The sequence below is a fragment of the Candidatus Hydrogenedentota bacterium genome (assembly GCA_016791475.1).
Classification (GTDB): domain Bacteria; phylum Hydrogenedentota; class Hydrogenedentia; order Hydrogenedentales; family JAEUWI01; genus JAEUWI01.
The window spans coordinates 56,308-80,500 of sequence record JAEUWI010000028.1; the positions used below are offsets into that span (position 1 = coordinate 56,308).

The following is a 24,193-nucleotide window of genomic DNA, read 5'->3' on the forward strand; positions in this document are numbered from 1 at the left end:
ATGTTCAAGAACATCGCCTTCGACCCGCCCTTTCCCGCCGAATATATTGTGCTGCTCGGTTGTGTCGTGGGCCTGCTCACCATCGCGAATTACTTTCGCGCGCGTAACGACGCTGGCGCCTTCAAGCGCACACTGCTCACGGCAATGCGCCTCTCGGTCGTGGCGGGCATGACGATTCTGCTGCTGCGCCCCATGAAACTTGCGACGGAAGACAGCGCCCAGGGCAAGAATGTCTTCACCGTGCTGGTGGACGGTTCCCGGAGCATGGGGACGGCGGATGTGGAAGGCGGCACCCGTTTCGAGGTCGTGCGCGAGGCCCTCATCGCGTCGGAAGATCTTTTCATGACCGAATTGCGGCGCAACTACGACGTGCGCTTTACGCTCTTCGACGACCGAGCGGGTCGGATGCCTTTCGACGAGCTGCTTGCGAGCCAGCCGCGCGAAAGCATCGCGACGGACATTGCCACGACCCTGAGCAACGCGGGCGTTACCAGCCAGGGCCAGCACCACGCGGGCATCCTGCTCATCTCCGATGGACGCGACAACAACGGCAACGATCCGGCCACCGCCGCAATATCACTCCGCGCGGCGGGCATCCCGGTGTGGACCACCACGGTGGGCACGACCGACGAGACGAAAGACCTCGCCGTGGCCGCGCGCTTCGATCAGAGCTTCCTTTTTCGCAATCAGCCCTCCAGTCTGAAAGTGGATCTGCATCAGCGCGGCTTCGATGGCTGGTATGGCAAAGTGGAGCTGTTTCGCGATGGCGTGTCCATGGGCGTGCAGCAGTGCATGCTGGAAAAGGGCATGCAGCCCCTTTCCTTCCCCATCAAGGAAGCGGTCAAGGGCACCTATCGCTATACCGTGCGCGTGGAAGCGCTGGAGGGCGAGTCCGACCTGAAGAACAACGAGCGCACGGTCTTCGTGCAGGTGGCGGATGATCGCGCGAAGGTGCTGCTGGCCGAAGCCTCGCCCTATTGGGACAGCAAGTTTCTGCTGCGCGCGCTCCAGGCCGACCCGAACCTGGAGGTGTCCGCCATCTTCGATATGAGCGAGCGCCACGACAAGATGATCTACGTGACTCAGGCCGCGCCCGAGGGGGTGGAGGGCACCGCCGAAGGCGTGAGCGCGCTCCGGGTGCCCCGGACGCGCGAGGAACTTTTCCAGTACGACTGCGTAATCCTCGGCAAGGGCGTGGAGGAAATCTTTGACCCGGTGCAGGTGGCTTTGCTCAAGGAGTACGTGGAAGTGCGCGGGGGCAACATCATTTTCGCGCGGGGCAAGCCCTATGAAGCGGCAAGCAGCGCCCTGGCGGAGATCGAGCCGGTGATCTGGGACGACGGCGCCCTCGCGAAAGCGCGCTTCGCTCTGACCAGCGCGGGCAGCAAGAACCCGATGTTCAACTTCGGCGCGGGCCAGTCCGCCGATGTGATCATCCGCGAATTGCCCGAAATGATCAGCGTGACCAAAGTGAAAGAGGAGAAGTCCCTCGCGGTGATCCTCGCGAAGGGCGTGGGCGCGGCGGCCAACGAGGAGATTGCCGCGATCTCCTATCAGCGCTACGGCAAGGGCAAAGTCATGACCGTGGGCGCTTCGGGCCTTTGGCAATGGGCCTTCATGAAGGACGAACTTTCAAAGTACGACGAGGTCTACGCCCGTTTCTGGGGACAGATGATTCGCTGGCTGGTCTACGACTCCGAGTTTCTGCCGGGACAGAGCATCGCCTTCAAGACGGACCAGTTTTCCTACAACGCGGGCGAGTCGGCGTCGCTCATTGTCCAGACGAAGGACGTGGCGGCGGACTTCGCGCCGCAGATTCGCGTGACCGCGCCCAGCGGCACCACGACAACGCTGGAGCCCGCCGGCAACGGCACGGGCGACGGGTTCTTCAGCACGCTCTACACGCCGGAAGAGGAAGGAGCCTATCAAGCGGTGCTCCTCGACAATGGCCACGGCCAGGGCGAACAGACCATCGAGTTTTCCGTCTATGCCAACGATCAGGAGGCCCGCTTCGTGGGGGCGAACCCGGAGCTCATGGCGCAGATCGCGGCGGCCAGCGGCGGCGAGGTGCTCGCGGTGGAGGACTGGAAAGCCCTGCCGGAGAAACTAAAACGGCACGAGCTGTCTCTCAAAGAGGAAACAAAACCGGAGGACGCGTGGGACCAGGGCCGTTTCTTCGTGCTGCTGGTGTGCGTGCTGGGCGTGGAGTGGTTCATCCGCCGCCGGACGGGGCTGTTGTGATATGAACGTGCGCGATTTCATTCGAGAGCTCGAAACGACCTATCGGGACCGCGTGCTCGTGCTGATGGTCATCCGCGTGGCGTGGATTTTTCTCGCCCTCGCGCTGGCGCTCATCGCCCTCGATGGGGCCTTCGCCTTCTCCAGCGCCATTCGCCTCATGCTGGATGGCCTGTTGGCCGTTGTGTTGCTCGGGTGCGTGGCGTGGTCCCTGCGCCAGGCCTTTCAGTCGCGCGAACGGGGTCGCATGCTGGTGCGCCTGGTGGAGGAGGGCAACCCCGACCTCCAGAATGTGCTCACCAACGCCATGGACTTTGAGCAGCGCCTGGACAGCGAGAAGGGCGTCCCTTTCTCTCCCGCGCTCATGCGCCGCGAGATCGAAAATGCCACCGAGCGGGCCGCAACCCCGGTGAATTACGACGCGCTTACACCGCCAACCTTGAGTCGCGAACGCTGGGCCCTCGCGGGGCTGGCACTGCTCTTCTTCGTGAGTGCGGCCATGTCTTACGTGCTCTTTCTGGCGGTGGTACCCCGTTACCTCCTGCCCTTCGCGGATTTCCCGCCCTACAGCCCGTTTCACTTCGCGGTGAATCCGGGCGACACCAGCGTGGACTTCGGCGACAGCCTCAAGATCGAAGTGCTCGCCTCGAATCGTATCCCCGATGCGCTGTCGCTCGTGCTACTGGATCGGCAAGGCAAGGAAATCGCCGTCGTGGACATGCACGACGCGGGCGAAGGAAATTTCTTTCAGACCCTGGAGAACCTGCGCGAACCGGTGATTTATTTCGCCCGAACGGGCCGCGCGCGGACCCATCGCCACGATATCGCGATCAACACCGTGCCGCGCATTGAGGACGTGGTGATCAACTACGAATACCCCGCCTACACCCACAAGGACCCCGAGACACGCGTCCTGTCCGAGGAGCCGATCAAGGGCTACGTGGACACGAAGGTCACGATGCGGGTTCGCTCCAACCGACCGCTGCAAGGCGGCCAGGTGGAAGTGAACGGTGTGGCCCATCCCTTCGCACCGGCGGACGAGGAGAACATCGTCGAGGCGACCTTCGCGCTGGCCGAGGCGGGCACCTTTTCCGCCAGTATTGTGGATATCGATGGGAATACCGCGAAAGACAGCGCGCAAGGCACCGTCGAGATCATCCCCGACAACAAGCCCGAGGTCGTGATTGATCAACCGGGCATGGACTCCTTCGCGGTGCCGGATTCGAAGATTCCGATTCTGGTGGATGCCAGCGACGACCTGGGCATCACGAAAGTCGCGTTTTTCCGCCGCCACAACCAGTCCGACGACGCGCGCAAATCGATCTACGAGGATGATGGCGCGACGAGCTTTGTGACCGTGGACGACACGCTGGATTTGAAAGATCTCGGTGTAAAGCCCGGCGACAGCATCGAATATTACGCCACGGCGACGGACAGCAGGCCGGGCGCGCCGCAGACGGCCACCTCGGAAATGTTTCGTCTTCAGATTGTTTCCTTCGAGGAATATCGCAGGTTCGCGCAATCGCAAATGACGGCGGAGGATCTCCGCCAGAAGTACGACGCGATTCTGGAAGAGATGGAGGCCATCGCCGAAGCGCAACAGGCGCTGAAGGAAAAAACCGATGCGCTCCAGGAGAAGATGAATCAACCCGGTGGCCTGACCGAAGAGGAAAAAGAGCAATTGGCGCAGGCGGCGGGCGAACAGGCGGAGCTCGCGAAGGAGGCGGCGGACATGGCGAAGCGACTGGAGGAGATGGCGGATGGTGAAGTGGTCTTCGACATTGAGAACGAATACAAGGCCTCGCTCCGCGATTTTGCGCAGCGCCTCGAGAAAGCGAACGAACAAATGTCGCAGGCCGGCGCGGAGATGGGCAAGGCGGGTGAGCCGGGCGAAGCACAGCAGCCTGGAGAAGCCGGAGAAAGCCCCGAGGGCGAATCGGGCGAGCCGCAGTCCGGCACACCGCAGGGGCGCATGGCGGCGGCATCGCAGGCGCAACAGGAGGCCCTGGATCAACTCGCGGAGAACGCACAGCAGTTCAAGGACGGCATCCAGCAGGCGAACGAGAACCTGGAGCACGTCGCCAAGGTCATGGGCGACACGGAGCAGTTCAAGTACCTCTACGGTGTGCAGAAGAGCCTGGAGCGCAGCATCAGCTATTACAAACAGTTGACGACCCTGTCCCCGGAGGATCGGATCCGGCTCGACGAGTTGTCGGTACAGCAGCAGGAAGTGCAGGCGGCGCTGGCGGAACTGAAAGAGACGATCCGGCTGCATGCGGATGAACTGGACGCCCTCGCGGCGAAACAAAAAGGAACGGAAAATGAAACAACGCCTGCTGCGGAATAGCGTGTGGTGCGCCATGCTGATGACGGCGGTGGCGAGCGCCTGGAGCCAGGAAGCGCCGGTGGATGTGGAGGCGCCGGTGGCGCAGCGCGTGCCTTCGGTGACCGAGGACGAGAAACTCGCCGAGCCGGACTACGCCACCGTGGCGGCGGACGCGCGGAAGATCGCCGACGAAATAGAGAAGCGCCTCATCGAGTCTGACATGGACGAAGCCTCAACGCGCCTCTCGGAAAAGAAGGCCCTCGATGGCCACGTGAAAGCGGAAGAGGCGGCGACGGATATGAAAGAAATGATCAAGGTCTGCGAGTCCGCCAGCGCCGGTGCGGGAAGCGCCTGCAAGTTCAAGCTCGAGATTAAGATGGGCATGAACGCGGGCAACACGTTGGGGCAACTCGGCGCGGGCATGAAGCCGGGCTCCAGTGGCCTCACGGGCAACGGCCAGTCCGGTCAGGGCGGCGGCGGTGCGCCCTTCGGCATATTTGGTCCCGATCAGTTCGGTGAGAAGTCGAATGAGAAGTCGCGCATGCTCGGTGATCGCAAGGCGAAGTCCGACGCGGAAGCGGAAGAGCCAGGCAAGGCCGCGCAGAACGTGGACGAGGTTTCGGCGGCGAAGAAATTCGATGTGGACTTCGAGGCCAGCGGTGGCGAGCGCGTGATGGAAGAATACCGCGGGCACATCGACCAGTATTTCAAGAAGCTGGCCGAAGAGGAGACGAAAAAATGAGGGGCACACGATTCACAATCTTGCAGGGAAATCGTCGGGGTTTTACGGGTTCTACGGTCGTGCCACGCGATCCGGCAACGCCGGTTCGTGTGCCCGCCGCAAACCCGAATCTACACGTTCGGAGAAGCCACCGAGCGAGCGTCGTGTACCTCCCTTGTGTCGCACCGCCTCCGCGCAGACAACTCGCAAGTGTCGGGCAATTTTCACTCGTCACACACGAACCGGCGTTGCCGGATCGCGTGGCACGACCGGGTTGGCGTTTAATCGCCCTGGTCACACTTTTTGCTTTGGCGGTAGCACCCTTAATTCATGCCTCCGCCGATACCAAACCCAAAGTCCGCCGCGGGGCACAGGCCGCACAGTCGACCGACGCCGTCGTGCGCTGCGCCAACCTGATCTACGCGGGCTCAAAGAGCTCGAAATGTTTCAGCGACAAGTTTCTCGCCACGACGCGCGTGGAGACGAACATCGAGACCCAGTCAAGTTTCGACCCGGTGAAGCTCAGCAAGGATGAGCTCTTCGAGTATCCCTTCTCGGTGATGACGGGCGAGGGTGTGTTTAATCTGCTGGAGGAGGAGCGGGTAAACTTGCGGGCCTACCTCGAACGCGGCGGCTTTCTTCTGGCCTCGGCGGGGTGCTCGTCAAAGGAGTGGGATCAGTCCTTTCGCCGTGAGATCAAGAAGGTCTTCCCCGAGCTTGAACTGGTGAAGATACCGATGGAGCACAAGATCTTCAAGACGGTCTTCGATGTGACCTCGGTTCGCCTGAAAAAGAGCCAGGGCACCGCCTCGCTGGAGGGCCTCGAAATCGACGGGCGCATCGTACTGATTTACAGTCCCGAAGGTCTGAACGACACGGGCAACGCGGGGGGCGGGTGCTGCTGTTGCGGTGGAAACGAAGTGCGCAATAGCCAAGAAATCAACGTGAACGTGTTGACCTATTCGTTGACGCATTGAAAGGGCCAAGATGTGGGAGAGGTGAACGACCTAAAGGACCGAAGGGACTCAAGGGACATCAACAGTCAACGCGGTATCGTGCCGATACCGAAGCGGTTGAAGTGCGCTCCTGTACCCCGTTTTACGGCAACTATAGCGTCCTTCAGGTCCTTTTTGTCCTTTGTGTCCCTGGCTTTGACATTCGCTGCGTGCTCCCCGGAATCCGCCCGCGAGTCCGTCGCGCCGCCCACACTCTCCATCATTTACTCCTGCGACACGCGGGGTCACATCGAGCCCTGCGGATGCTCCTCCGGCCAGGCGGGCGGCATATCGCGCCGCATGACCTTCCTCAAGGAACAGGCCCCCGGACCGCGTCTTCTCGTCGATGTCGGCGATATCACGGCGGGTCCGCGCAACTGGGAAGTTTTCGAGATGGAGTACATCCTCAAGGGCTACGCCGCGATGGGCTATCACGCGGTCAACGTGGGCCATCGCGAGGTGTCCCTCGGCGCGGAAAAGCTCAAGGAGGTCGGTGGAGAATCGGGACTGTTCATTTCGGCGAATGTGATGGATGCCTCGGGCGCGCTGCTCTTCCCGCCCTACAAGGTGGTGACGGTGGAGGGTGGCTATCGGATAGGGATTCTCGGGGTGACGGATGAGAATGTGGCTCCGGAGGATCAGGGGGAGGGCATAGTGATTGCACCCGCGGCGGATGCCGTGGGGAAGTATCTGCCCGAGCTCACGCCCAAGGCCGATTTCATTGTGGTGCTCGCCTTTGTCGACGAGGAGACGATGAAGCGACTGGCCGAGCGCTACTTCGAGATTGGCGTGATCGTTGGCGGTCGGGTGCTCCAGCCTACGCACGCACCCGTGGAAGTAAACCAGTCGCGCTTGGTCTACATCACCGACAAGGGCAAGGCGGTGGGCAAGCTGGACATCGCTTTCGGCGCGGATGGACAGGCGACGTACACCAACGCCATCCACATGCTGGCCGATACGATGGTGGAAGCGCCGGAAATCACGCCCATCGTGGATGAGTTCAAAGTGCGCCTGGCCGAGATGGACTTTCAGCCGCACCGCGACGATGATGAAGGACTCACAACGATCACGGCGGCGCGCAGCGGCACGGCGAATAAATACGTCTCCGAGGCCGCCTGCGTGGCGTGTCACCCGAAGACGGTGGAGGCGTGGAAGGGCTTCAAGCATGCCCACGCGCTGGAGAGTCTGGCGGCCAAGGGCCACGACAGCAATCCCCGCTGCCTCCAGTGCCACACGGTGGGTTATGGCGCGACGGACGGTTATGTGAACCAGCGACTCACGCCCGCGCTCGGTTCGGTAAGCTGCGAGAGCTGCCACGGGCGCGGCGATCACCATGTGAAGTTTTACAACGGCGAAGACATCCCCGAGCGCGCCGCGAAGATGGCCACCATCGCCTGCGAGAGCTGCCACGATCCGGAAAACAGCCCGGCCTTCAATTATGAGACGTACTGGGAGAAAATCAAGCATGGGAAGGATTGAGAACGCGCACGATACAAGAAACCTGCAAAGCGGCTTTCGCGACTTACAGGGACAACAGCGACAACAGAGACGGCAGGAAAAAAGCATCGCAGAATATCTGTCGTCCCTGCTGTCTCTGTTGTCTCTTATGTCCCTGACGTCCCTGTTGCTCATAACCACACGCGCCACCGCCCAGGAAACTAAAAAGCCCGCCATCGAATGGAAGACCGACTACCACGAGGCCCTCAAACTCGCAAAGGAACAGAACAAGCCACTGCTCATCGATTTCTTCGCCACGTGGTGCGGGCCCTGCCGCATGATGGACGAGCAGGTCTACACGGACCCGGAAGTGATCGCGGCGATGGGGAGTTTTGTGACGGTGAAGGTGGACATCGACGCCGATGAGAAAACCGCCATGGCCTACGGGGTCCACAGCATCCCGCGCAACGTGGTGTTGAACGTGCACGGCGAGATGATCGGTGATCGCCTGGGCTTTATGGAGAGCGAGGAATTCATCGCCTATTTGAAGGACGCGGGCGAGAACACGCACAAGAAGATCGAAGGCACGGTGATCGCCGTGCCCGAGGGAAGCGCCCCGGAGAAAACGTCCATCACGGCGGACGCGAAGCAGGAAGAGGTAATGGCGCTGCTGGCGGACCCCGATCCGGAAGTGCGCAAGGCAACACGGGAAACGGTACTGAAACTCGACGCCGCGCTGGTGAAAGGCTGGATGCGCCAGGGACTCGCCAGCGCCTACCTGGGCGAGCGAATCGCGGCGAAGGAAACGCTTGCGGCCCTCGACCCGGACGCGGCGGCGAACTTCGACCCCTGGGCAAGTGAGGCGGACCGCGCGACGGCTTTGGCGGCGATGGGGAAGGATGAAGGATGAAGGATGAAGGATGAAGTGTGAAGAGATTAGAAGTGGGAAGAGATTAAGCGTAGAGGGCGGGGGTTAAAACGGAAGCGTGAAGTCGCCATCCCCTTCATCCTTCATCCTTCAAATTTCATCCTTCACAATTCAACCGTCTTTCCCGTCTCCGCGGCCTCGTAGAGCCCGTAGATCGCCTTCAAGACCCGCAAGCACTCACGCGGGGTCATGGGCGGCTCACCGAGTCCCACGGCGGCGCGCACGCAGGCCCCGGTATAGGCCGTGTAGTGCACGTAGTCCGTCGGGCCGTTGAATTCTTCGACCTGCGAATTCTCGGCGGAGGTATCCTGCCAGCGCACGCGACGGCGATCCTCGGAGCTGAGCTCTATCCAGCCTTTGGAGCCCCAGATGCGGATGAGCGACTCGTCGTCGCTCTTGCGATAGTAGCCCGAGGTCATGGTGCCCAGCGCCCCGTTGTCGTAGCGCATGGTCATGGCCACGGAATCTTCAATATTGATGGGTTGACCGCCGATGTTCGTGGCGAAACCGGTCACGTGGGTGATGGACGCGCCCGTGATGTACATGGACAGATCAAGCCAGTGGATGCCGAGCCAAGTGAGATGCCCGCCGCCGGCGCGGTTCTTATCGGCAAACCAGGATTGGTGATAGCCCGGATTGGTGAGGCGTGTTTGATCCTCCACGAAACGCACTTCGATGCCATACATCTTGCCGATGACACCATCGGTCATGAGTTGCTTCGCCTTGATCATCTCGGGGTTGGTGCGGTTGGCCAGCGCGAGGCAGAGGTTGAGTTTCTTTGATTCCGCCAGTTCTGTGAGGGGCGCGAAATCCTCCGCGCGGGTGCAGGCGGGCTTTTCCGCAAGCACGTGACAGCCCGCCTCCAGCGCATCGCGGATCGCGTCGGGGGCCTGGACGGCTTCCATCGTAATAACGGCAAACTCGGGCTTTTCCGTTGCGAAGAGTTCGGCGCGGTCCTTGTACACCTTGACCAGTTTGGGCCCTATCATCTGGCGCGCTTTTTCCTCCGCCGTGCCATCCGGATCGGCAAGCACCACGGACACGACCTCGGGGGCCTTGGCGAGGCCGGTGTAGTAGGCCTCCAGATGCGCTCCGCTCTTGTTGGTGATGATGGCGGCTTTGATTCCGTGCTCGCCTTCGGCCTGCGCCCGCGCGGACGAAGCGGCGGCGAGACTGGCCGCACCGATCAGCGATTGTCCCAGAAAGTGGCGTCTGTTCATGAGGGGCTCCTGAAGAGTTCTGAAGAAAAGATTTTCAGCCGCGAAAGAACGCAAAGTAAGAACACAGGTAATACTTGATTCGATTGGCACGACTTCGAGCTTGCCAGGCCAACTCTCATATCGAATAATACGCGACCTGCTGGGAGCGCAGGCGTCTCGCCTGCTCGTGCACCGTAGGTGCACATCTGCCATGGCGCATTCCAAGTAGGTTTCAAAAGTCAGACATTCGCATGCAGACTCGTTTGCCCTTCACCACATGCGCCTTCGGCACATGATGCAGGCGGGACGCCTGCGCTCCCAGCCGTGCCCACGCTCCTCGCAGCATTGAGCCGTGGCGCGATATCAAAGATTCAGCTTCCCCGGACCAAGGGGCTCAGACCACCGGCTCCCAGCCGGGCTCGTAGTCGCGTGTCCACAATTTCATGGCGTCCGCATCATCGACAAAGTGACCATTCGCGGGATGACAGCGCAAGGCGCGGCCGGTGCGCTGGGCGATGTTGCCCAGGTGGCACAACAGCGTGCTCTTGTAGGCATCCTCGATGCCGCTGGCGAGTCCCGTGGTGCGATCCTCGCGCACGGCGGCCACAAAGTCGGCGACGTGCTCGATATCTCCGCGCCCGCCGGTCTCCGTGCGAAGGACCTTGTTCTCCATGTCGAGCACCGAGAAATTTCCACCGTCCGTCATGGTGAGGGTACCCTTCTCGCCATAGAAATTGATGAAATCCGGCTCGAAAGGATTGCAACTCTGACCCTGCCAGGTGATGAGCTTGCCGTCCAGGAACTCGAAGCCCGTCGATTGTGTGTCGGGCGTTTCCTGATCGTCGGCGAAGGCGTAGCGCCCGCCCATGGACGTGACGCGCGTGGGAAAGTCCACCTGGAGGCCCCAGCGGCAGAGATCGAGCAAATGCACGCCGTTGTTGCCCAGTTCGCCGTTGCCCCAGTGCCAGAACCAATGCCAGTTGTAGTGAATGCGGTTGCTCAAGAAGGGTACACGCGGCGCGGGGCCTTGCCAGAGCTCATAGTCCAGATGCGGCGGAACATTGGCGGGTTTTCCGGTGCCGATGGTGGTCCGGTTGCCGCCGAGGGTGGCGCGAGCGGAGTAAACCTTGCCGATCTCGCCACTGTGGAGCGTCGCCATGGCCTTCTGGATGTTCGCGCTGCTGCGGCGTTGCGTACCCACCTGCACGGCGCGGTTGTGCTTGCGCGCGGCCTCCGCCATCAGCTCGGCCTCGCGCGGATTGTGGCTGCACGGCTTTTCGACGTAGACGTGCTTGCCCGCCGCACAGGCCAGGATCGTGGCGGGCGCGTGCCAGTGGTTCGGGGCGGCGCAGACCAGCGCGTTGACCTCGGGATCGTCGAGGATCCTGCGGAAGTCGCCGATTTCCCGCGGGCGCGCGTGGCCCGCCTTTTCCACGATGGCCGCTGCCGGGCCGGTGCGCTCGGAATCGGTGTCGCACACATACCGCACTTCCACACCGGGCTGGGTCGCGAAGTGTTCCGTTAGCGCAAGGCCGCGCGACAGGCCCATCACGCCGACGACGACACGATTGGCCGGGGCCTCCTGCGCACGGGCGGCGCTTGAAGCCAGGGCCAGGCCCGCCGCACCGACAGCGCTCCGGTTGATGAACTGCCTGCGATTGAGGGTTCCCGACATGTTTCACGCTCCCGTGTCAGTTCTCGTCCGAGATTGATGGGTCTTATGGGTCTTATGGGTCGAATGGGTCGAATGGGTCGAATGGGTCAGAATGCAAATTCGGTGTAGTACCTCATAGGACCCATAAGACTCATACGACCCATTCTTAACCATCTCTCAGATAATCGCTACCGCCTCGATTTCGATCATCAACCCCGGAATCGCCAGCGCGGGCGTGCCGACCGCCGTGGAGGCCGGGTAGGGCTGCTTGAGGTATTCCTTGCGCACTTTGCGGTAGGCCGGAAGATCGCGGGCTATGTCCACGAAGTACGAACGCAGGATTACGATATTTTCAAAGCCCGCGCCCGCTTCGGCCAGCACCTTGCCGATACGGTCGAAGGTCTGCCGCATCTGCGTTTCCATATCGGCGTTGTAATCTTCCGGGCCTTGCCCTGAAACAAAGATAACTGTTTGTCCGCCTTCCGCCTTGATGCCTGGCGTGTAGCCCGAGTCGGCGGCGGGGGCGGCGTCGGGATCGAGGCCGGTGAGCTTGACGTTGCTCGCGGCGACAGCCGTGGTGGAAGAAAGGATGGCCGCGCCGCCCGCGAGGCCCGCGATGGTTCCGGTCATGAAAGCCCTGCGTTCCTGGGGCGTAGATTCGTGGGTCACGATAGTTTCTCCTGATGTTACTGGTGCCGTGGGAATCGAACGTCGATTATAGACTGCGGGGGATGGGCCGTCAATTGGGTTGGATTCGAGAAAATCTGCGTGACACCATCACCCGACACGCACTGGCATAAAGTGCGCATAGCATTCGCTTCAACGCGCCCATTTGGCACCGCGCTCCGGATTACGTTACATTCATGCCACGAACTTCACCCTTGAGCCCAAACCATGATCCCCATCACCGACCATATCATCCTCGACGACGACGAGATCCAGGAGAGCTTCATCCGCAGCTCCGGCCCCGGCGGACAAAACGTCAACAAGACGTCCACGGGCGTGCAACTGCGCTTCAACGCGGCGCTATCGCCTGCGCTGTCGGAGTCGGTCCGCGCGCGATTGCTGGCGCTGGCGGGATCGCGCGCCACGGCCGACGGGGTGATTATCATCACGGCCACGGAGCATCGTAGCCAACTGGCGAATCGAGAGGAGGCCCTGGCGCGGCTGGTGGCGCTGATCCGTCAGGCGACGGTGCGCCCCAAGTATCGCCGACCCACGCGCCCCTCGAAAGCGGCCAAAGAGCGCCGCATGGAGGGCAAGGCGCGGCGCGGCGAGGTGAAGAAGACGCGGGGGCCCGTGCGGGGCGGCGACGACTGAAAGCAACGCCGGGAAGCGGCCTCGTTGGAGGCGCTTCCCGGCGAAGCGGTCGGGGTTATATCGTGGTGACTGCGGTGCGGCCTAGAGCACGCCTTCCACAAGGTGGGAGGACCAGCCCTGAATCTTGGCGACATAGGGGGCGCCGTAGGTGGTGACGGGGAACTTGCCGCCCGCGCCCTGATATTTTATGAATTCGACGTGCCCATCCATATACAGCACGTTGGAACCACCGGGGACGTGGTTGAAAACGGATACCGCGGCGGTGCTGTTCTCGTCGTCGGAATTACTCACCTTCTTGGTCGTGCCCCAGGCGTCGATCATCACCGGCAGCGTGCTCTGGGCTTCCGAGCTCGCACCGGGATTGTTGATGTCCGTAATGAGGAAGCGTTCCACACCTTCGCGGAGTTTCTGCGCGGAGGCGGGCCCGAGAATCATCGTGCCACCGGCGTCGAAGCCAACCGCCCGTTCGTCCGGCGCATCGGCGGTGGAGGCGAGGTTGGCCTCGTTCGGCATTTCGGAAGTCATCTGGAAGAGGCCGGTCAACACGTTGCCCTTGCCGTCGTCGTAGGTGAAGGTGTTGTAGGGACAATCCACGCCCATGTCGAGTTGCACATACGCGGCGGGGACCGCCTTCGCATTGCGGATGACCTTCTCAATCGCCTTCCAGGCGAGACGGGCGCTCGAGCCGTGGTCCACCGCGTAGCCGAAGTAGGGATAGGAGCGCGGAACCGCCAGGTGGGCCACCATACAGTTGAAATTGGCCGTGCCTCCGCCGATCAGGTCGTTGATTGTCTCTACGCCTTCGGTAAAGCGAAGCGCCTGCTGGGTCCACACGTCGCCCGCGCTGTCCGAATCCGACGGGCACACCATCACGTTTACATCGGCCAGGTACTCGGGATAGATCTCGGTGATTTCCACGCCCTGGAAATCGTTGTTGAAGCCCGGTAGCGTGCGGTTCAAGTCGGGGAAGCGGGAACCCTTGCTCTCGCCGGCGAACATCTTCATGACCAGGCCCATCTGCTTCAGGTTGTTCTGGCAGCTCGCGCGGCGGGCCGCTTCGCGTGCGCGGGCCAGCGCGGGAAGCAGGATGGCCGCCAGGATGCCGATGATGGCGATCACCACCAGCAGTTCGATCAGGGTGAATCCCTTTCGTTTCATTTCGATTCTCCTTTGTCTTGGTGAGACTCTTGTTTGTTGGAGTGCATATGACATGACAATGGCGCACAGCATAGTCGGTCTCTGTTAGGTGTGCTTCAGTCATCTGCTAGAAAACGATGAGGGGAGGGCGGGATGGGGGTTGTGGGCCGGGGTTCGCGCTTTTCTAACAATAACTTCGCCAAAAACTAAGCGCGGACTCATTCTTCCGAAACAGCGGCGGGCCACAATGACCATGTACCGGGTGTTGGCTGCACCCCGAACAGTGGCATCGTATAGATCCCCCCTCGGAACAAAAATCGGAGAAATGAAAATGCGCAAACGTGGTTTCACCCTGATCGAACTGCTGGTGGTGATCGCCATCATCGGCATCCTGGCGGCCATCCTGCTTCCCGCGCTGGCCCGCGCACGCGAGGCGGCCCGCCGCGCGAGCTGTCAGAACAACCTGAAGCAGATGGGTCTCGTGCTCAAGATGTATGCCAACGAATCCAAAGGCCAGCGCTTCCCGCGGCTGGGGCTTCAGGAGAATCTGGAGGCAAAGGAGTATCGTGATGATCCCTCGGGAACGGTTCCCTTTACGGACTGGGATCTGGATGCGCAGAACGTGCCCTCGGGCGTGGAGCTCTACCCGGAGTATCTCACCGATCTGAAGATTGTATTCTGCCCATCGGATAGCGAAAGTGTTGAAGAGTACACCGACTGCTCCACGAACCCGCCGGGAATCTGGTGCGAAGGGGCGGAAGGCAATCTGCCCACGAGTCACCCCCTTTACGGCACCGTGGCGCCCGGCGCGCTGGAAGACGCGAGCTATACCTACTGGCCCTGGGTCATCGATTCCGTGGATCAGTTCGGCACGCTCGTGACCATCACCATGGGCAAGTCGGACTATGGCATGATGAACCTCGAGGGCGGCATCGGCGACTGGCTCGACGCGGGCTTTGGGACGACGCTTCAGTCCTTCTACGACAATCTGGAGAAGGACATCAACGTGGGGAGCTGGCCCGCCGCGCAGGTGGCGGCCCATGTGGCGGATTTCACCGGCATTAATATCAACGTGATCGGCAATGCCGGCGGCAGCACGATCCTGCGCCTCCGCGAGGGTGTGGAGCGCTTCCTCATCACCGACATCAACAATCCCGGAGGCTCGGCCAAGGCGCAGAGCACGACGCCGGTGATGTGGGATAACATTGGCACCGGCGCGCTGGTTCCCCCGCCCGCGGGCTGGTTCAAGGAAGAAGGCGCAGATTCTTTCAACCACATTCCAGGCGGCTGCAACATCCTTTACATGGACGGCCACGTGGCCTTCTCCAAGTACGGCAGCAATGACGGCCAGATCCCGACGAGCAAGCTGGCCGCCGCCATCGGCTTCAACTATTCGACGTGGGACGACTGATCGGGGATCGGACGTGGGTGTAAACTGTTCCGTGCCGCGCGATCCGCCGAAGGTCGGACGCGCGGCACGGCGGTTTCGTATCTGGCGGCATCGACCGTCTCTGACTTCAATGGAGAATTGAAATGAACGTGATATTGAATGGGGGTATGGCCCTTTTCGCTTGTCTCGCGGCGCTGGCGGCTGCGCCGGCCCCCGATCTCGTCGTGAAGCCCGATCTCGTACTGACCCATACCAAGGTGGTGGATCAGGACGATATGTGCATCTGGGTCCACCCGACCGACCCGGCGCTGAGCGCCATCATCACGTCGGATAAACACGCGGGTATCTTGTTTGTCTATGATATGAACGGGAAGGCGATTCAGATAATCGAGGGGGTGGGCAAGCCGGGCAACATCGATCTGCGCGACGGCTTCGACCTCAAGGGCAAGAAAACGAGCATCGTGGCCTTTAACGAACGCAATGAACTTAAGGTTCACGTCTACGCCATCGACTCAGAGACCCGAAAGCTCTCGCGCATTGATGATGGCGCGATTCAAACCGGTATGAACTACGGCATGACGCTCTATCACAGCGCGAAGTCGGGCAAGTTTTACGCCATCACCGTTCCCAACGATACCGGCGGCGAAGTGGAGCAGTACGAACTCGCGGTGAACGCCGAAGGCAAGGTGACGGGCGCGAAAGTGCGGAGCTGGCCGATTACCGAGAGCGAAGGTTGTGTGGCGGATGATCGCACGGGCACGCTCTACATCGGCGAAGAGAAGGTGGGTATCTGGCGCGCGGGCGCGGAGCCCGATGCGGAAGTAAAGGGCGAACTGGTCCATCCCGTGGGCACGAACGGACTGACGGCGGATGTGGAGGGGCTCACACTGCTCCACGGCGCGGGCGACTATCGTTACCTCATCGCGTCGAGCCAGGGCAACAGCCGCTATAACATCTACAAGCTCGACGACGCCAGCACCTTTGTAAAGTCTTTCAGCGTAGAAGGCGCGACGGACACCGACGGGATCGATGTGTGCCCAGCCAACCTGGGGGAAAATTTTCCGGGCGGCGTCTTCGCCCTGCACAATGGCGCGACGCCGCCCTTCGCAATTGAGATTTGTGATCTGCGGCAGTTGGGTCTGCCGCTGGAATAAGGGGTCAGGGCTTCGCTTCGTAGCCCGGTGCGACCGCGCCGGATTCATCCAGCTTGCCGCAGGCCCACAGGAGACCGCGCGTCACCAGATCGAGATAGCGGGCATCGGCCACGGTGTCGTTGTTGTGCCCGATGGTGGTGGAGAACACGCGGGTCTTCTTGTCGCCATATTCACTGGTCCACACCACGGCCGCTTCGGTAAATCCGGGGCGGTCGTTTGGCTCCTGGCTGCCGCGGGCCAACACCTTGGTCTTGTCGCGCACCACAATGTTGTTGTACAGCTCTTCGTTGATGGTGGTCCAGTCCGCAAGGCCTTTCATCACGGGATGTTCCGCGTCGGCGACGACAATGGCGATGGGCAATTGCTTGCCGTGGCCGGAGGACTGAAGGCCCAGGAAGTCGAACCAGAGGGACTCGGGCGTTCCCGCCGTCACGGGCTCTTTCACGTTGGGCGCGGTGCGGTAGCTGTGCATGGCGCAGTGGAGGTTCACCGCGGGGATTCCCGCGCGGTGCGGGGCGAGCACGCCCTCAACCACGGCGAGGTCTTTCACATCCGCGGAGCACTCGTCGTGAATGACCACGTCGTAGCCCTTGGCATAGTCGGGGTTGCCGTAGATCGCCAGGGGTGGCGCCGTGCTGGTATCTTCGGAGTAGACCACATCCACGACCACGTTGGCACGGTCTTCCAGGCCCTTCTTGACGATGTCCTTCTGCGCGGCGTAGTCGTGGCAGCAGCCGCCGGCGATAAGCAGGGCGCGCAGCGGGGCGGGGCTTTTCTCCGCGGCGGTGGCGAGACCCGCGCCCAGCAGTAACGCTGCGGAAGCCGCGATGGATTGGACAAAGAAACGATACGTGCGGGACATGAATGCTCCTCCAGATGAAAACCGTTGCGTTGACGCACCCGTGTGACAGGGCGGGCGCGGAATAGTAGCGGCGGACAGCCTAGCGCAGGCGGGTGGGGGATGTCGAATTGGAGGGGGGGACCAGAATCGCCGGGTTAGCTGCGCCAGGAGTTGGCGAATAGCAGGCATCCGAGGAAGAGCCGGTAGACAGGTTCAGCGCGGCACCTGTCCAGTTCTGTGAATGCCCGCTTGGTCCCGAGGCAGTATTTCTTGGCCTCTGTAGGAGTAAACACGGCGCGTATATCGTAGTCCGCCCGATGGCGCGCCACTTGGAGTTCGAAGAAAAGGCGAGAGACGCTCCGCAAATCCTCGGGAATCTCGGTCGAGCCGAGCAACTGTTGAATCTGACCCTTGAGAACGGACAGTCCGGCGAAGCCCTGGCATACGTTGGACATCGTCTTGTGGTCAAGTGCTCGGGTGGTGGCCGCATGTAGAAGCGCATCGGGTGGCTCGGGGAAGAAAAGGGAGGATGACTCATGAGCCAATCGATGGAACAGGGCGTAGTAGGCGCTTGAAACGGATCTTCGCCGGTACGCCTGTTTCGTGGAACCCGAAAGCGCGAAGGACAGTTCCAGAAGTTCGTCGTGCAAGGCCATGGTTACAACGCGGCCGCCTCGGAGACACTTCGAAAGTTCACATGCGGCCAGACCCCCGGGAAATCCTGCTTGAATATCTCGAAGATTCGGTCATCGATTGGCTGCGTGTACGGGGAAAAATCATCGAGATCGGCGATGGTATCCGGGACTACAACATAGATGAACGCGCACTCCACGCCCGTATGGTCGGGCCCGACGGATACGTCAAAGTGGTCCACATTCGGAATCGCCTCTCGTTCAAGACGAGTCTTGACTTCGTTCTCGTCCAACATCGTTCTCTACCTCCTTTTCCATCAGTATACCAAACCTGCACCGTTCCCTCAGGCCAATATTTCCCGCACCACGTGTCCATGTACATCGGTCAACCGCCGGTCGATACCGTCCTTGCGCACGCTTAGTTTGAGGTGGTCGATGCCCAGCAGGTGCAGCACCGTGGCATGCAAATCGTAGCAGTACGTCTCATTCGCGGCCGTCTTGTAGGCCCAGTCGTCGCTCTGGCCGTAGGACACCCCGCCTTTGATTCCCGCGCCCCAAAGCCAGGTCACAAAGGTGCCGCCGTTGTGATCGCGGCCTGTGCCCGACTGGGCAAAGGGTGTGCGCCCGAATTCCGTGGTCCAGATGACCAGCGTGTCTTCGTCGAGCCCCCGTGACTTGAGATCGCGCAAGAGCGCCGCTATGGGTTTGTCCACGCTCGCGGCCATGGGGGGAAGTTCCGAGATGATGCTGCCGTGGTTGTCCCAGTTGGCCACGGCGCCCTGGGGCCCGCTCCATACCTGCACGAAGCGCACGCCCCGCTCAATGAGCCGCGTGGCCAGGAGGCAGCGGCGGCCAAAGTCTTCGGTAACTTTGTCCTCCATGCCGTAGGCCCGGCGCACATAGTCCGGCTCGCGCATCACATCGAAGGCTTCCGGCGCGGAGAGCTGCATCTTCGCGGCGAGTTCATAGCTCGCAATGCGCGCGTCGAGCCGCGAATCGCCCGGGTGAGCGGCCGCGTGGGCGCGGTTGATGGTGTCAAGCAAGGCGAGGCCGGAGGCATCGGCGTCGCTGTTGGCGAAGGGATAGTTGCCGCCTGCGAAAAGATCCGGCACCGGCTGGGTCGCCGCCGCGTTGATGACCGTGCCCTGATGCACCGCGGGAAGGAAACCGGAAGAAAAGCAGCCCTTCTGGTTGTAGGGCAGGCCCTTTCCATCGGGCAGCACCACAAAGGAAGGCAGATTCTCCGTGATGCTGCCGAGGGCATAGGAGATCCATGATCCCAGGCAGGGGAAGCCCGGCAGCAGGAAGCCCGAATTCATCATATAGGTGCCTGGGCCGTGAACATTCGTCTTTGTGGTCATGGCCATGAGAAAGGCCATCTCGTCCACGAGCTTCGCCTGCTCAGGGAAGACCTCGCTCACCCAGCGTCCGCTCTGGCCGTGCTGTTTGAATGCGAAGGGACTTTTCATGATGGCGCCGGCGGGGGCCACGAAGCCATCGGGCTTCTCCTTGGGTCCCAGCATCTGACCGTGGAGGCGTTCCAGCTCCGGCTTGTAGTCGAAGAGGTCCATGGGGCTCGCCCCGCCGGTCATGAAAAGCTGAATCACGCGATTGACCCGCGGCGGATGGTGAAAAGGTGTGGGGACCGACGCGGCGGCGTCACCCGCCAGCATCTGGGCCAGCGCCAGCCCCGCAAAGCCGCCGCCCGCCTGCAACAGGAAGTCGCGGCGATTCAGCAGAGGGTGTTGCGCGTTTTTCATCATGGGACTGGATTCCCGCGGTGCACGCAAGTGCACGCTCCATATTGCAGGGACTTCAGCGACAGCAGGGACGGCAGGAAATGAAATTCGGCCATCTCTGAAGAGTCTGCTGTTCCTGTGACACGTTGTACATTCTCTCAATCCACAAACAAAAACTCGTTGCTATTCAACAACACCCGGCACAGGGCCGGCAGTCCATATTCGCTTGCAAAGTCGCGAAAGGCCGCCAACTCTTCCGGGTTCGGATCTCTGAACCACAGCAGGCGCGTGGCACGCAAGACCTGCCCATCCAAATCGGTGGCCTCGGCCTGGAGCCGTTCCGCGAGCGTCGCGCTGTGGTGCAGCACGAAATTATTGTTATACAGCGACAGGGCCTGGAGCGACGATGCGGAGAAGCCGCGCTGGGGCGACAGCAGGCCGAGATCGGGGAAGTCCAGGGCTTCCATGAAAGGATCGGCGATGCCGCGCCAGACAAAGCGGTAAATGCTGCGGCGATTTGCGCCCGCGCTGTTCCAATCGTAGGCCTGGTAGTCCAGTACCGGGGTAAGCTGGGGGCCAGGCGCCTCGGTAAAGTTTCTCACGCCCGGCCCGCCCATGGTCAAGTCGAGCATGCCCGTTGCGGCGAGGGTGTAGTCGCGAAAGGCGTCCGCATCAAGACGGTGCCGGTTCTGTCGCCAGAGCAAGCGATTGTCCGCATCCAGCGCGGCGGCCTCTTCGCGGTGGGCGGAGGACTGGCGATACGTGTCGCTGGTCATAATCAGGCGGTGCAGTGCCTTCAGGGAGCCGTGGGCTTCATCGCGAAACCAAACTGCGAGCCAATCGATAAGCTCGGGATGCGAGGGCGCGCCGCCCATGCGCCCCAGGTCGCTCGGTGTATCGCAGAGGCCGCGCCCGATGTGATAGTGCCAAACGCGATTGACGATGCTGCGCCAGGTCAGCACGTTCTCGGGGCTCGCGATCCAGTCGGCCAGCGCGGCGCGGCGCTCGGCCTCGTTTTTGGGTTCTTTCAGCGGGAAGCGCGCGGGCAGGGTGGCCAGGGCCGAGAGCGCGCCGGGCTCCACGATTTCCTGGGGTTTGCTGAAGTCGCCCCGTTCCATCCGGTGCACTTCTTTGGGCTCCGAGAGACTGGCCATCTTCACGGTGGCCGCACCATCGGGTATGTCCACACTGCGCGCCGCCGTATAGATCCGCTGCTGCGCGGGAAGCTGGGCCAGTGCATGTTCCGCGACATAACGGAGTACTGGTGCGGCCCGATCAACGTGCTGCGACTCGCTGCGCACGGCCTCGTCTATTGACTGAGCCGCCAGGGTGCTCGCGGGCAGCGCCGCAACGCGATCGGCGGTGTCGCTGGCTGCGGAAAGGCGAAAAGCCCCGATGACATGGCGGTCGCCGTGCAGGTGCTTCATGGTGATGGAAAGGCGAGCGCCGGGCTTCATCGCGAGGGGAGTCTTCAATTCAAAGACCGCATGGTGTGCCATGCCCACCTCGGGGTGGATACCCCAGGCCGTGCCGGCATTACCGTCGATGGATTTTTCGACGCCCCAGTCACTCTGGTTGAAATCGGCCGTAGCCCGGTTGAACTCCAGTTTCACCGGCTCGGCGACACCGGGCTCGAAGACGCGCACCTCGAACTCGCTCAGGTGGAAGTTGCCGTTCCCCTGGCGTCCAGGGCCCTTCATGGGCAGGGCGTCGTTGGGAAAGACATCCAAGCGCAGCGCACTGATCTCAGGCAGGGTGCTTCCGGCGGAGAGGGTATAGGTGTCCTTGTCCGGACGGCTGCCGCTGGCCACGATGATTTTGTCCTCACCCCGCGTGAGCGTCGCGCCCTCGGTGGAGAGGAAGGTGTCCACGTCGAGGGGTGTCCAGATGGCGCCGTCGCCCCGTCGCGCGAGCCACTCGTCCACCAGCGGGGCATTCTCCGCTTTCAGAAGCGTCGCCGCATCGCGATGGTCCGCCGCCACGATGAGCCCGGACCAGCGCGCCCGCTCCGCCTTTACTGCGCGTTCTCCGTCATAGGCCAGGTCACCCTTGACCACGCCGGAGAAGACGGCCTGAAGCGCATAGTAGTCCTGCTGCGGGATCGGGTCGAATTTGTGATTGTGGCAGCGCGCGCAGTTGGCCGTCGTGCTCACGAAAGACGACATGGTCTGGGTGACGAGGTCGTCGCGGTCGAGATAGTCAAAGGTGACCACGGCGGTGACATAAGTACTGAAGTCAAACGTTCCCGCGCCGAGATAGCCCAGGGCCGGGGTGAGCTCCGGTTCATCGGGGTAAAAATAGTCCGCCGCAAGTTGTTCGCGGATCATGCGCGGCCAAGGGGTATCGCGATTGAAAGACTGAATTACATAGTCGCGATAGGGCCAGGCGTTGTCACGAGCGACGTCGTGTTCGTAACCGTGAGAGTCGGCGAAGTGGATCGTGTCGAGCCAGTGTCGGGCCCATCGCTCCCCATACCGCGGGGAAGCGAGGAGGCGGTCCACCAGGTCTTCATAGGCCAGCGGGTTCGGGTCGGCGCAGAACGCGTCCACGGCCTCCGGTGTCGGGGGCAGGCCCGTCAGATCGTAATACACCCTGCGGATCAGGGTCTTGCGATCGGCTTCGGGTGAAGGTAAGACGCCCTTTTCCGCGAGTTTCGCCTGGATGAAGGCGTCGATAGCATTCCTTGTGTCCGTTGGTACGGGCGGTGCGACGAGGGGCTCCAGCGACCAGTGGGGCGCTTGTTCCTCCAGTGCGCCCGCCAGTTCATCGGGCCAGGCGGGCCCCGCGTCGATCCAGGCGCGGAAGAGCGCCACTTCCTCCGGCGTCAGGCGCTGCGCATCGCTCTTTTCCGGCGGCATGACCTTTTCCGGGTCGCCGCCACTGATGTATTGAATGAGGGGGCTGCTTGCGCTGTCGTGCGCCACGATGGCGGGCTTTCCGCTGTCACCGCCCCGCAAAGCCAGATCCCGCACATCCAGACGATAGCCGCTCTTCTGCCGTTCCGGTCCGTGGCACGCGAAGCAACTCCGCTCCAGGATCGGGCGAATCTCCGTGGCGAAGTCGGGCGCGGCGAAAGCGGAGGCGCTTCCAAAGGCGACCAGCGCGGCGGTAGTAGTATGGACAGCGAATCGAAACACGCCGGAACGGACCTCCTGAACAGCAAGCGTGATCTGCAACCTACCAAGGCAGTATAGCGAAGGCCGGGCGGGAGCGCCAACCGTTGAGCCGGGGTCGCCCGGCACACCACAGGACAGGCCCGCCGGTCTCCGTACGCATCCCTCAACTCAATACACCTGGAAACGTCAGGTCGCGCTACAACATTGAGCGGCGTGGCGACCCTACTTGCTCGGCCATCCTTCCGGCAGCGTGAGCCGCCACACGTCGTTCAGCACGGGCCAGGTGTTTCCCGCGACGACCCAGAGACGGTCTTGATACACATACGTCGTGGGTTCGTGGCGTGTGGAGAAGACCGTCGTGGCTTCGTAGCGGTGCCAGGTCACGCCATCCTCCGTGTACCACACATCGTCGAAGTTCGCGCCGTTTACGTTGTCATAGCCGCCGACGATCCACAGGCGGTCCCGGTAGACCTCGGCGATGAACCACTGACGCGGGGCCCAGGGGGCGTGCTCCGAGATGCGCTCCCAGGTCACGCCGTCGGCGGAACGCCATACGTCGTTATGCGTGGTAGTCTCGGGGTAGCCCTTCTCTTTCGGCGTATTTGCGCCGGGCGTCTTTCCGCCCATCAGCCAGAGCTTGTCCCTGAACACCGTGACCGCCGCCGCTTCGCGCTTGCCGTAGGGGGCCTCCGCGATTACCTCGGTCCACTGCGCGCCATCGGTCGAACGCCACACGTCCGACCCGCTGCCCAATTGCCACAGGGAATCGCGATACACCACGAGCTCGCCATAACCTCGAACGCCGAAGGGCGTTTTGTCCAGCACCTGCGTCCACGTGACACCATCCCTGGAGTTCCAGACGCTGCCCTTTACCGCCCAGAGGAGGTCCCGGTAGACGACCATCTCGCTGTAGCCATCATAGGGCGTGGCATGGTTGACCTCGGTCCACGTTACACCGTCCTCGGAGGTCCAGAGGTCGCGCGATAGAATGTTGCCCTGGTAGTAGCCATTGCTCAACCAGAGCTTGCCCTGATACACCACCCCCTCGGCCGTATCACGCGGGCTGAAAGCGGCCGCAGGTGTGATGCATTCCCAGGCGGGGCCGATGGTGGAGGTATCCTCCCCGTGGGCCGTGGCGGTGGCGAGGGCGGTCAGGGCCATGGCGAAGGTGAAGAAAGGGTGGTGACTCAGGCGCATCGGGCGAATCCTTGTGGGACTTATGGGTCTTATGGGTCTTATGGGACTTGTGGGACTTATGGGACTTATGGGACTTATGGGACTTATGGGACTTATGGGACTTATGGGTCTTATGGGACTTGTGAGATTGATCTACCAAAAGCCCGTGGGCTCCAGGGAGCGCCACGGG

Annotated in this window: 19 protein-coding genes and 2 pseudogenes; 10 read left to right on the top strand and 11 right to left on the bottom strand. The window is 61.9% G+C overall.

Going from position 1 to position 24,193, the window contains the following annotated elements:
- From JNK74_15795 to JNK74_15820, 6 genes are all read left to right on the top strand, one after another.
- Complete coding sequence (locus JNK74_15795) at positions 1-2,241, top strand: hypothetical protein (GenBank protein ID MBL7647650.1); 2,241 nt, start codon at positions 1-3, stop codon at positions 2,239-2,241.
- 1 nt (position 2,242) lies between these two features.
- The gene (locus tag JNK74_15800) at positions 2,243-4,585 is read left to right on the top strand and encodes a hypothetical protein (protein MBL7647651.1); all 2,343 of its coding nucleotides are present in this window, start codon (positions 2,243-2,245) and stop codon (positions 4,583-4,585) included.
- On the top strand, positions 4,560-5,306 hold the full coding sequence (locus tag JNK74_15805) for a hypothetical protein (protein ID MBL7647652.1): 747 nt from the start codon (positions 4,560-4,562) through the stop codon (positions 5,304-5,306). The genes JNK74_15800 and JNK74_15805 overlap by 26 nt, the downstream gene beginning before the upstream one ends.
- Before the next feature lie 287 nt (positions 5,307-5,593).
- Positions 5,594-6,262, top strand: coding sequence for a DUF4159 domain-containing protein (locus tag JNK74_15810; protein MBL7647653.1), 669 nt, complete (start codon positions 5,594-5,596; stop codon positions 6,260-6,262).
- A gap of 174 nt (positions 6,263-6,436) precedes the next feature.
- Complete coding sequence (locus tag JNK74_15815) at positions 6,437-7,759, top strand: hypothetical protein (GenBank protein ID MBL7647654.1); 1,323 nt, start codon at positions 6,437-6,439, stop codon at positions 7,757-7,759.
- A gap of 127 nt (positions 7,760-7,886) precedes the next feature.
- Positions 7,887-8,627, top strand: coding sequence for a thioredoxin family protein (locus tag JNK74_15820; GenBank protein ID MBL7647655.1), 741 nt, complete (start codon positions 7,887-7,889; stop codon positions 8,625-8,627).
- A 122-nt stretch (positions 8,628-8,749) separates the two neighbouring features.
- Here the strand turns inward: JNK74_15820 and JNK74_15825 are convergent, their stop codons facing one another.
- From JNK74_15825 to JNK74_15835, 3 genes are all read right to left on the bottom strand, one after another.
- Complete coding sequence (locus tag JNK74_15825) at positions 8,750-9,865, bottom strand: Gfo/Idh/MocA family oxidoreductase (GenBank protein MBL7647656.1); 1,116 nt, start codon at positions 9,863-9,865, stop codon at positions 8,750-8,752.
- Between the two features lie 373 nt (positions 9,866-10,238).
- The gene (locus JNK74_15830; GenBank protein ID MBL7647657.1) at positions 10,239-11,519 is read right to left on the bottom strand and encodes a Gfo/Idh/MocA family oxidoreductase; all 1,281 of its coding nucleotides are present in this window, start codon (positions 11,517-11,519) and stop codon (positions 10,239-10,241) included.
- Between the two features lie 156 nt (positions 11,520-11,675).
- A complete protein-coding gene (locus JNK74_15835; protein MBL7647658.1) occupies positions 11,676-12,167 on the bottom strand; it encodes a hypothetical protein in 492 nt (163 codons plus the stop codon).
- Positions 12,168-12,392: 225 nt separating this feature from the next.
- Here JNK74_15835 and arfB point away from each other — a divergent pair, with 225 nt between their 5' ends.
- Positions 12,393-12,818 carry an aminoacyl-tRNA hydrolase gene (arfB, locus tag JNK74_15840; GenBank protein ID MBL7647659.1) on the top strand — a complete coding sequence of 142 codons (426 nt, stop codon included), beginning with the start codon at positions 12,393-12,395 and terminating at the stop codon, positions 12,816-12,818.
- A gap of 81 nt (positions 12,819-12,899) precedes the next feature.
- On the opposite strand, the gene JNK74_15845 is transcribed toward arfB, so the two are convergent.
- Together JNK74_15845 and JNK74_15850 are read right to left on the bottom strand one after the other, a co-directional pair.
- On the bottom strand, positions 12,900-13,688 hold the full coding sequence (locus JNK74_15845; GenBank protein MBL7647660.1) for a hypothetical protein: 789 nt from the start codon (positions 13,686-13,688) through the stop codon (positions 12,900-12,902).
- A 138-nt stretch (positions 13,689-13,826) separates the two neighbouring features.
- Positions 13,827-13,976: pseudogene (locus JNK74_15850) on the bottom strand (prepilin-type N-terminal cleavage/methylation domain-containing protein).
- A gap of 310 nt (positions 13,977-14,286) precedes the next feature.
- Here JNK74_15850 and JNK74_15855 point away from each other — a divergent pair.
- The 3 genes and pseudogenes from JNK74_15855 to JNK74_15865 all read left to right on the top strand — a co-directional run bounded on the left by JNK74_15855 (position 14,287) and on the right by JNK74_15865 (position 16,499).
- Positions 14,287-14,370, top strand: a pseudogene (locus JNK74_15855) (prepilin-type N-terminal cleavage/methylation domain-containing protein).
- 57 nt (positions 14,371-14,427) lie between these two features.
- A complete protein-coding gene (locus JNK74_15860; GenBank protein ID MBL7647661.1) occupies positions 14,428-15,366 on the top strand; it encodes a hypothetical protein in 939 nt (312 codons plus the stop codon).
- 122 nt (positions 15,367-15,488) lie between these two features.
- Positions 15,489-16,499, top strand: a complete 1,011-nt coding sequence (locus JNK74_15865) for a phytase (protein MBL7647662.1) — start codon at positions 15,489-15,491, stop codon at positions 16,497-16,499.
- A gap of 4 nt (positions 16,500-16,503) precedes the next feature.
- Here the strand turns inward: JNK74_15865 and JNK74_15870 are convergent, their stop codons facing one another.
- The 6 genes from JNK74_15870 to JNK74_15895 all read right to left on the bottom strand — a co-directional run bounded on the left by JNK74_15870 (position 16,504) and on the right by JNK74_15895 (position 24,024).
- Entirely contained in the window at positions 16,504-17,361 is an 858-nt protein-coding gene (locus tag JNK74_15870; GenBank protein ID MBL7647663.1) for a ThuA domain-containing protein, read from the bottom strand.
- A 134-nt stretch (positions 17,362-17,495) separates the two neighbouring features.
- Positions 17,496-17,996 (bottom strand): hypothetical protein, encoded by a 501-nt coding sequence (locus JNK74_15875; protein MBL7647664.1) that lies wholly within the window; start codon positions 17,994-17,996, stop codon positions 17,496-17,498.
- Positions 17,997-17,998: 2 nt separating this feature from the next.
- Positions 17,999-18,268 (bottom strand): hypothetical protein, encoded by a 270-nt coding sequence (locus JNK74_15880; protein MBL7647665.1) that lies wholly within the window; start codon positions 18,266-18,268, stop codon positions 17,999-18,001.
- Positions 18,269-18,316: 48 nt separating this feature from the next.
- A complete protein-coding gene (locus JNK74_15885) occupies positions 18,317-19,732 on the bottom strand; it encodes a DUF1501 domain-containing protein (protein ID MBL7647666.1) in 1,416 nt (471 codons plus the stop codon).
- Positions 19,733-19,869: 137 nt separating this feature from the next.
- Positions 19,870-22,848: a PSD1 domain-containing protein gene (locus JNK74_15890; protein ID MBL7647667.1), complete on the bottom strand. Its 2,979-nt coding sequence runs from the start codon at positions 22,846-22,848 to the stop codon at positions 19,870-19,872.
- Positions 22,849-23,049: 201 nt separating this feature from the next.
- Positions 23,050-24,024, bottom strand: a complete 975-nt coding sequence (locus JNK74_15895) for a hypothetical protein (GenBank protein ID MBL7647668.1) — start codon at positions 24,022-24,024, stop codon at positions 23,050-23,052.
- Positions 24,025-24,193 lie beyond the last annotated feature (169 nt).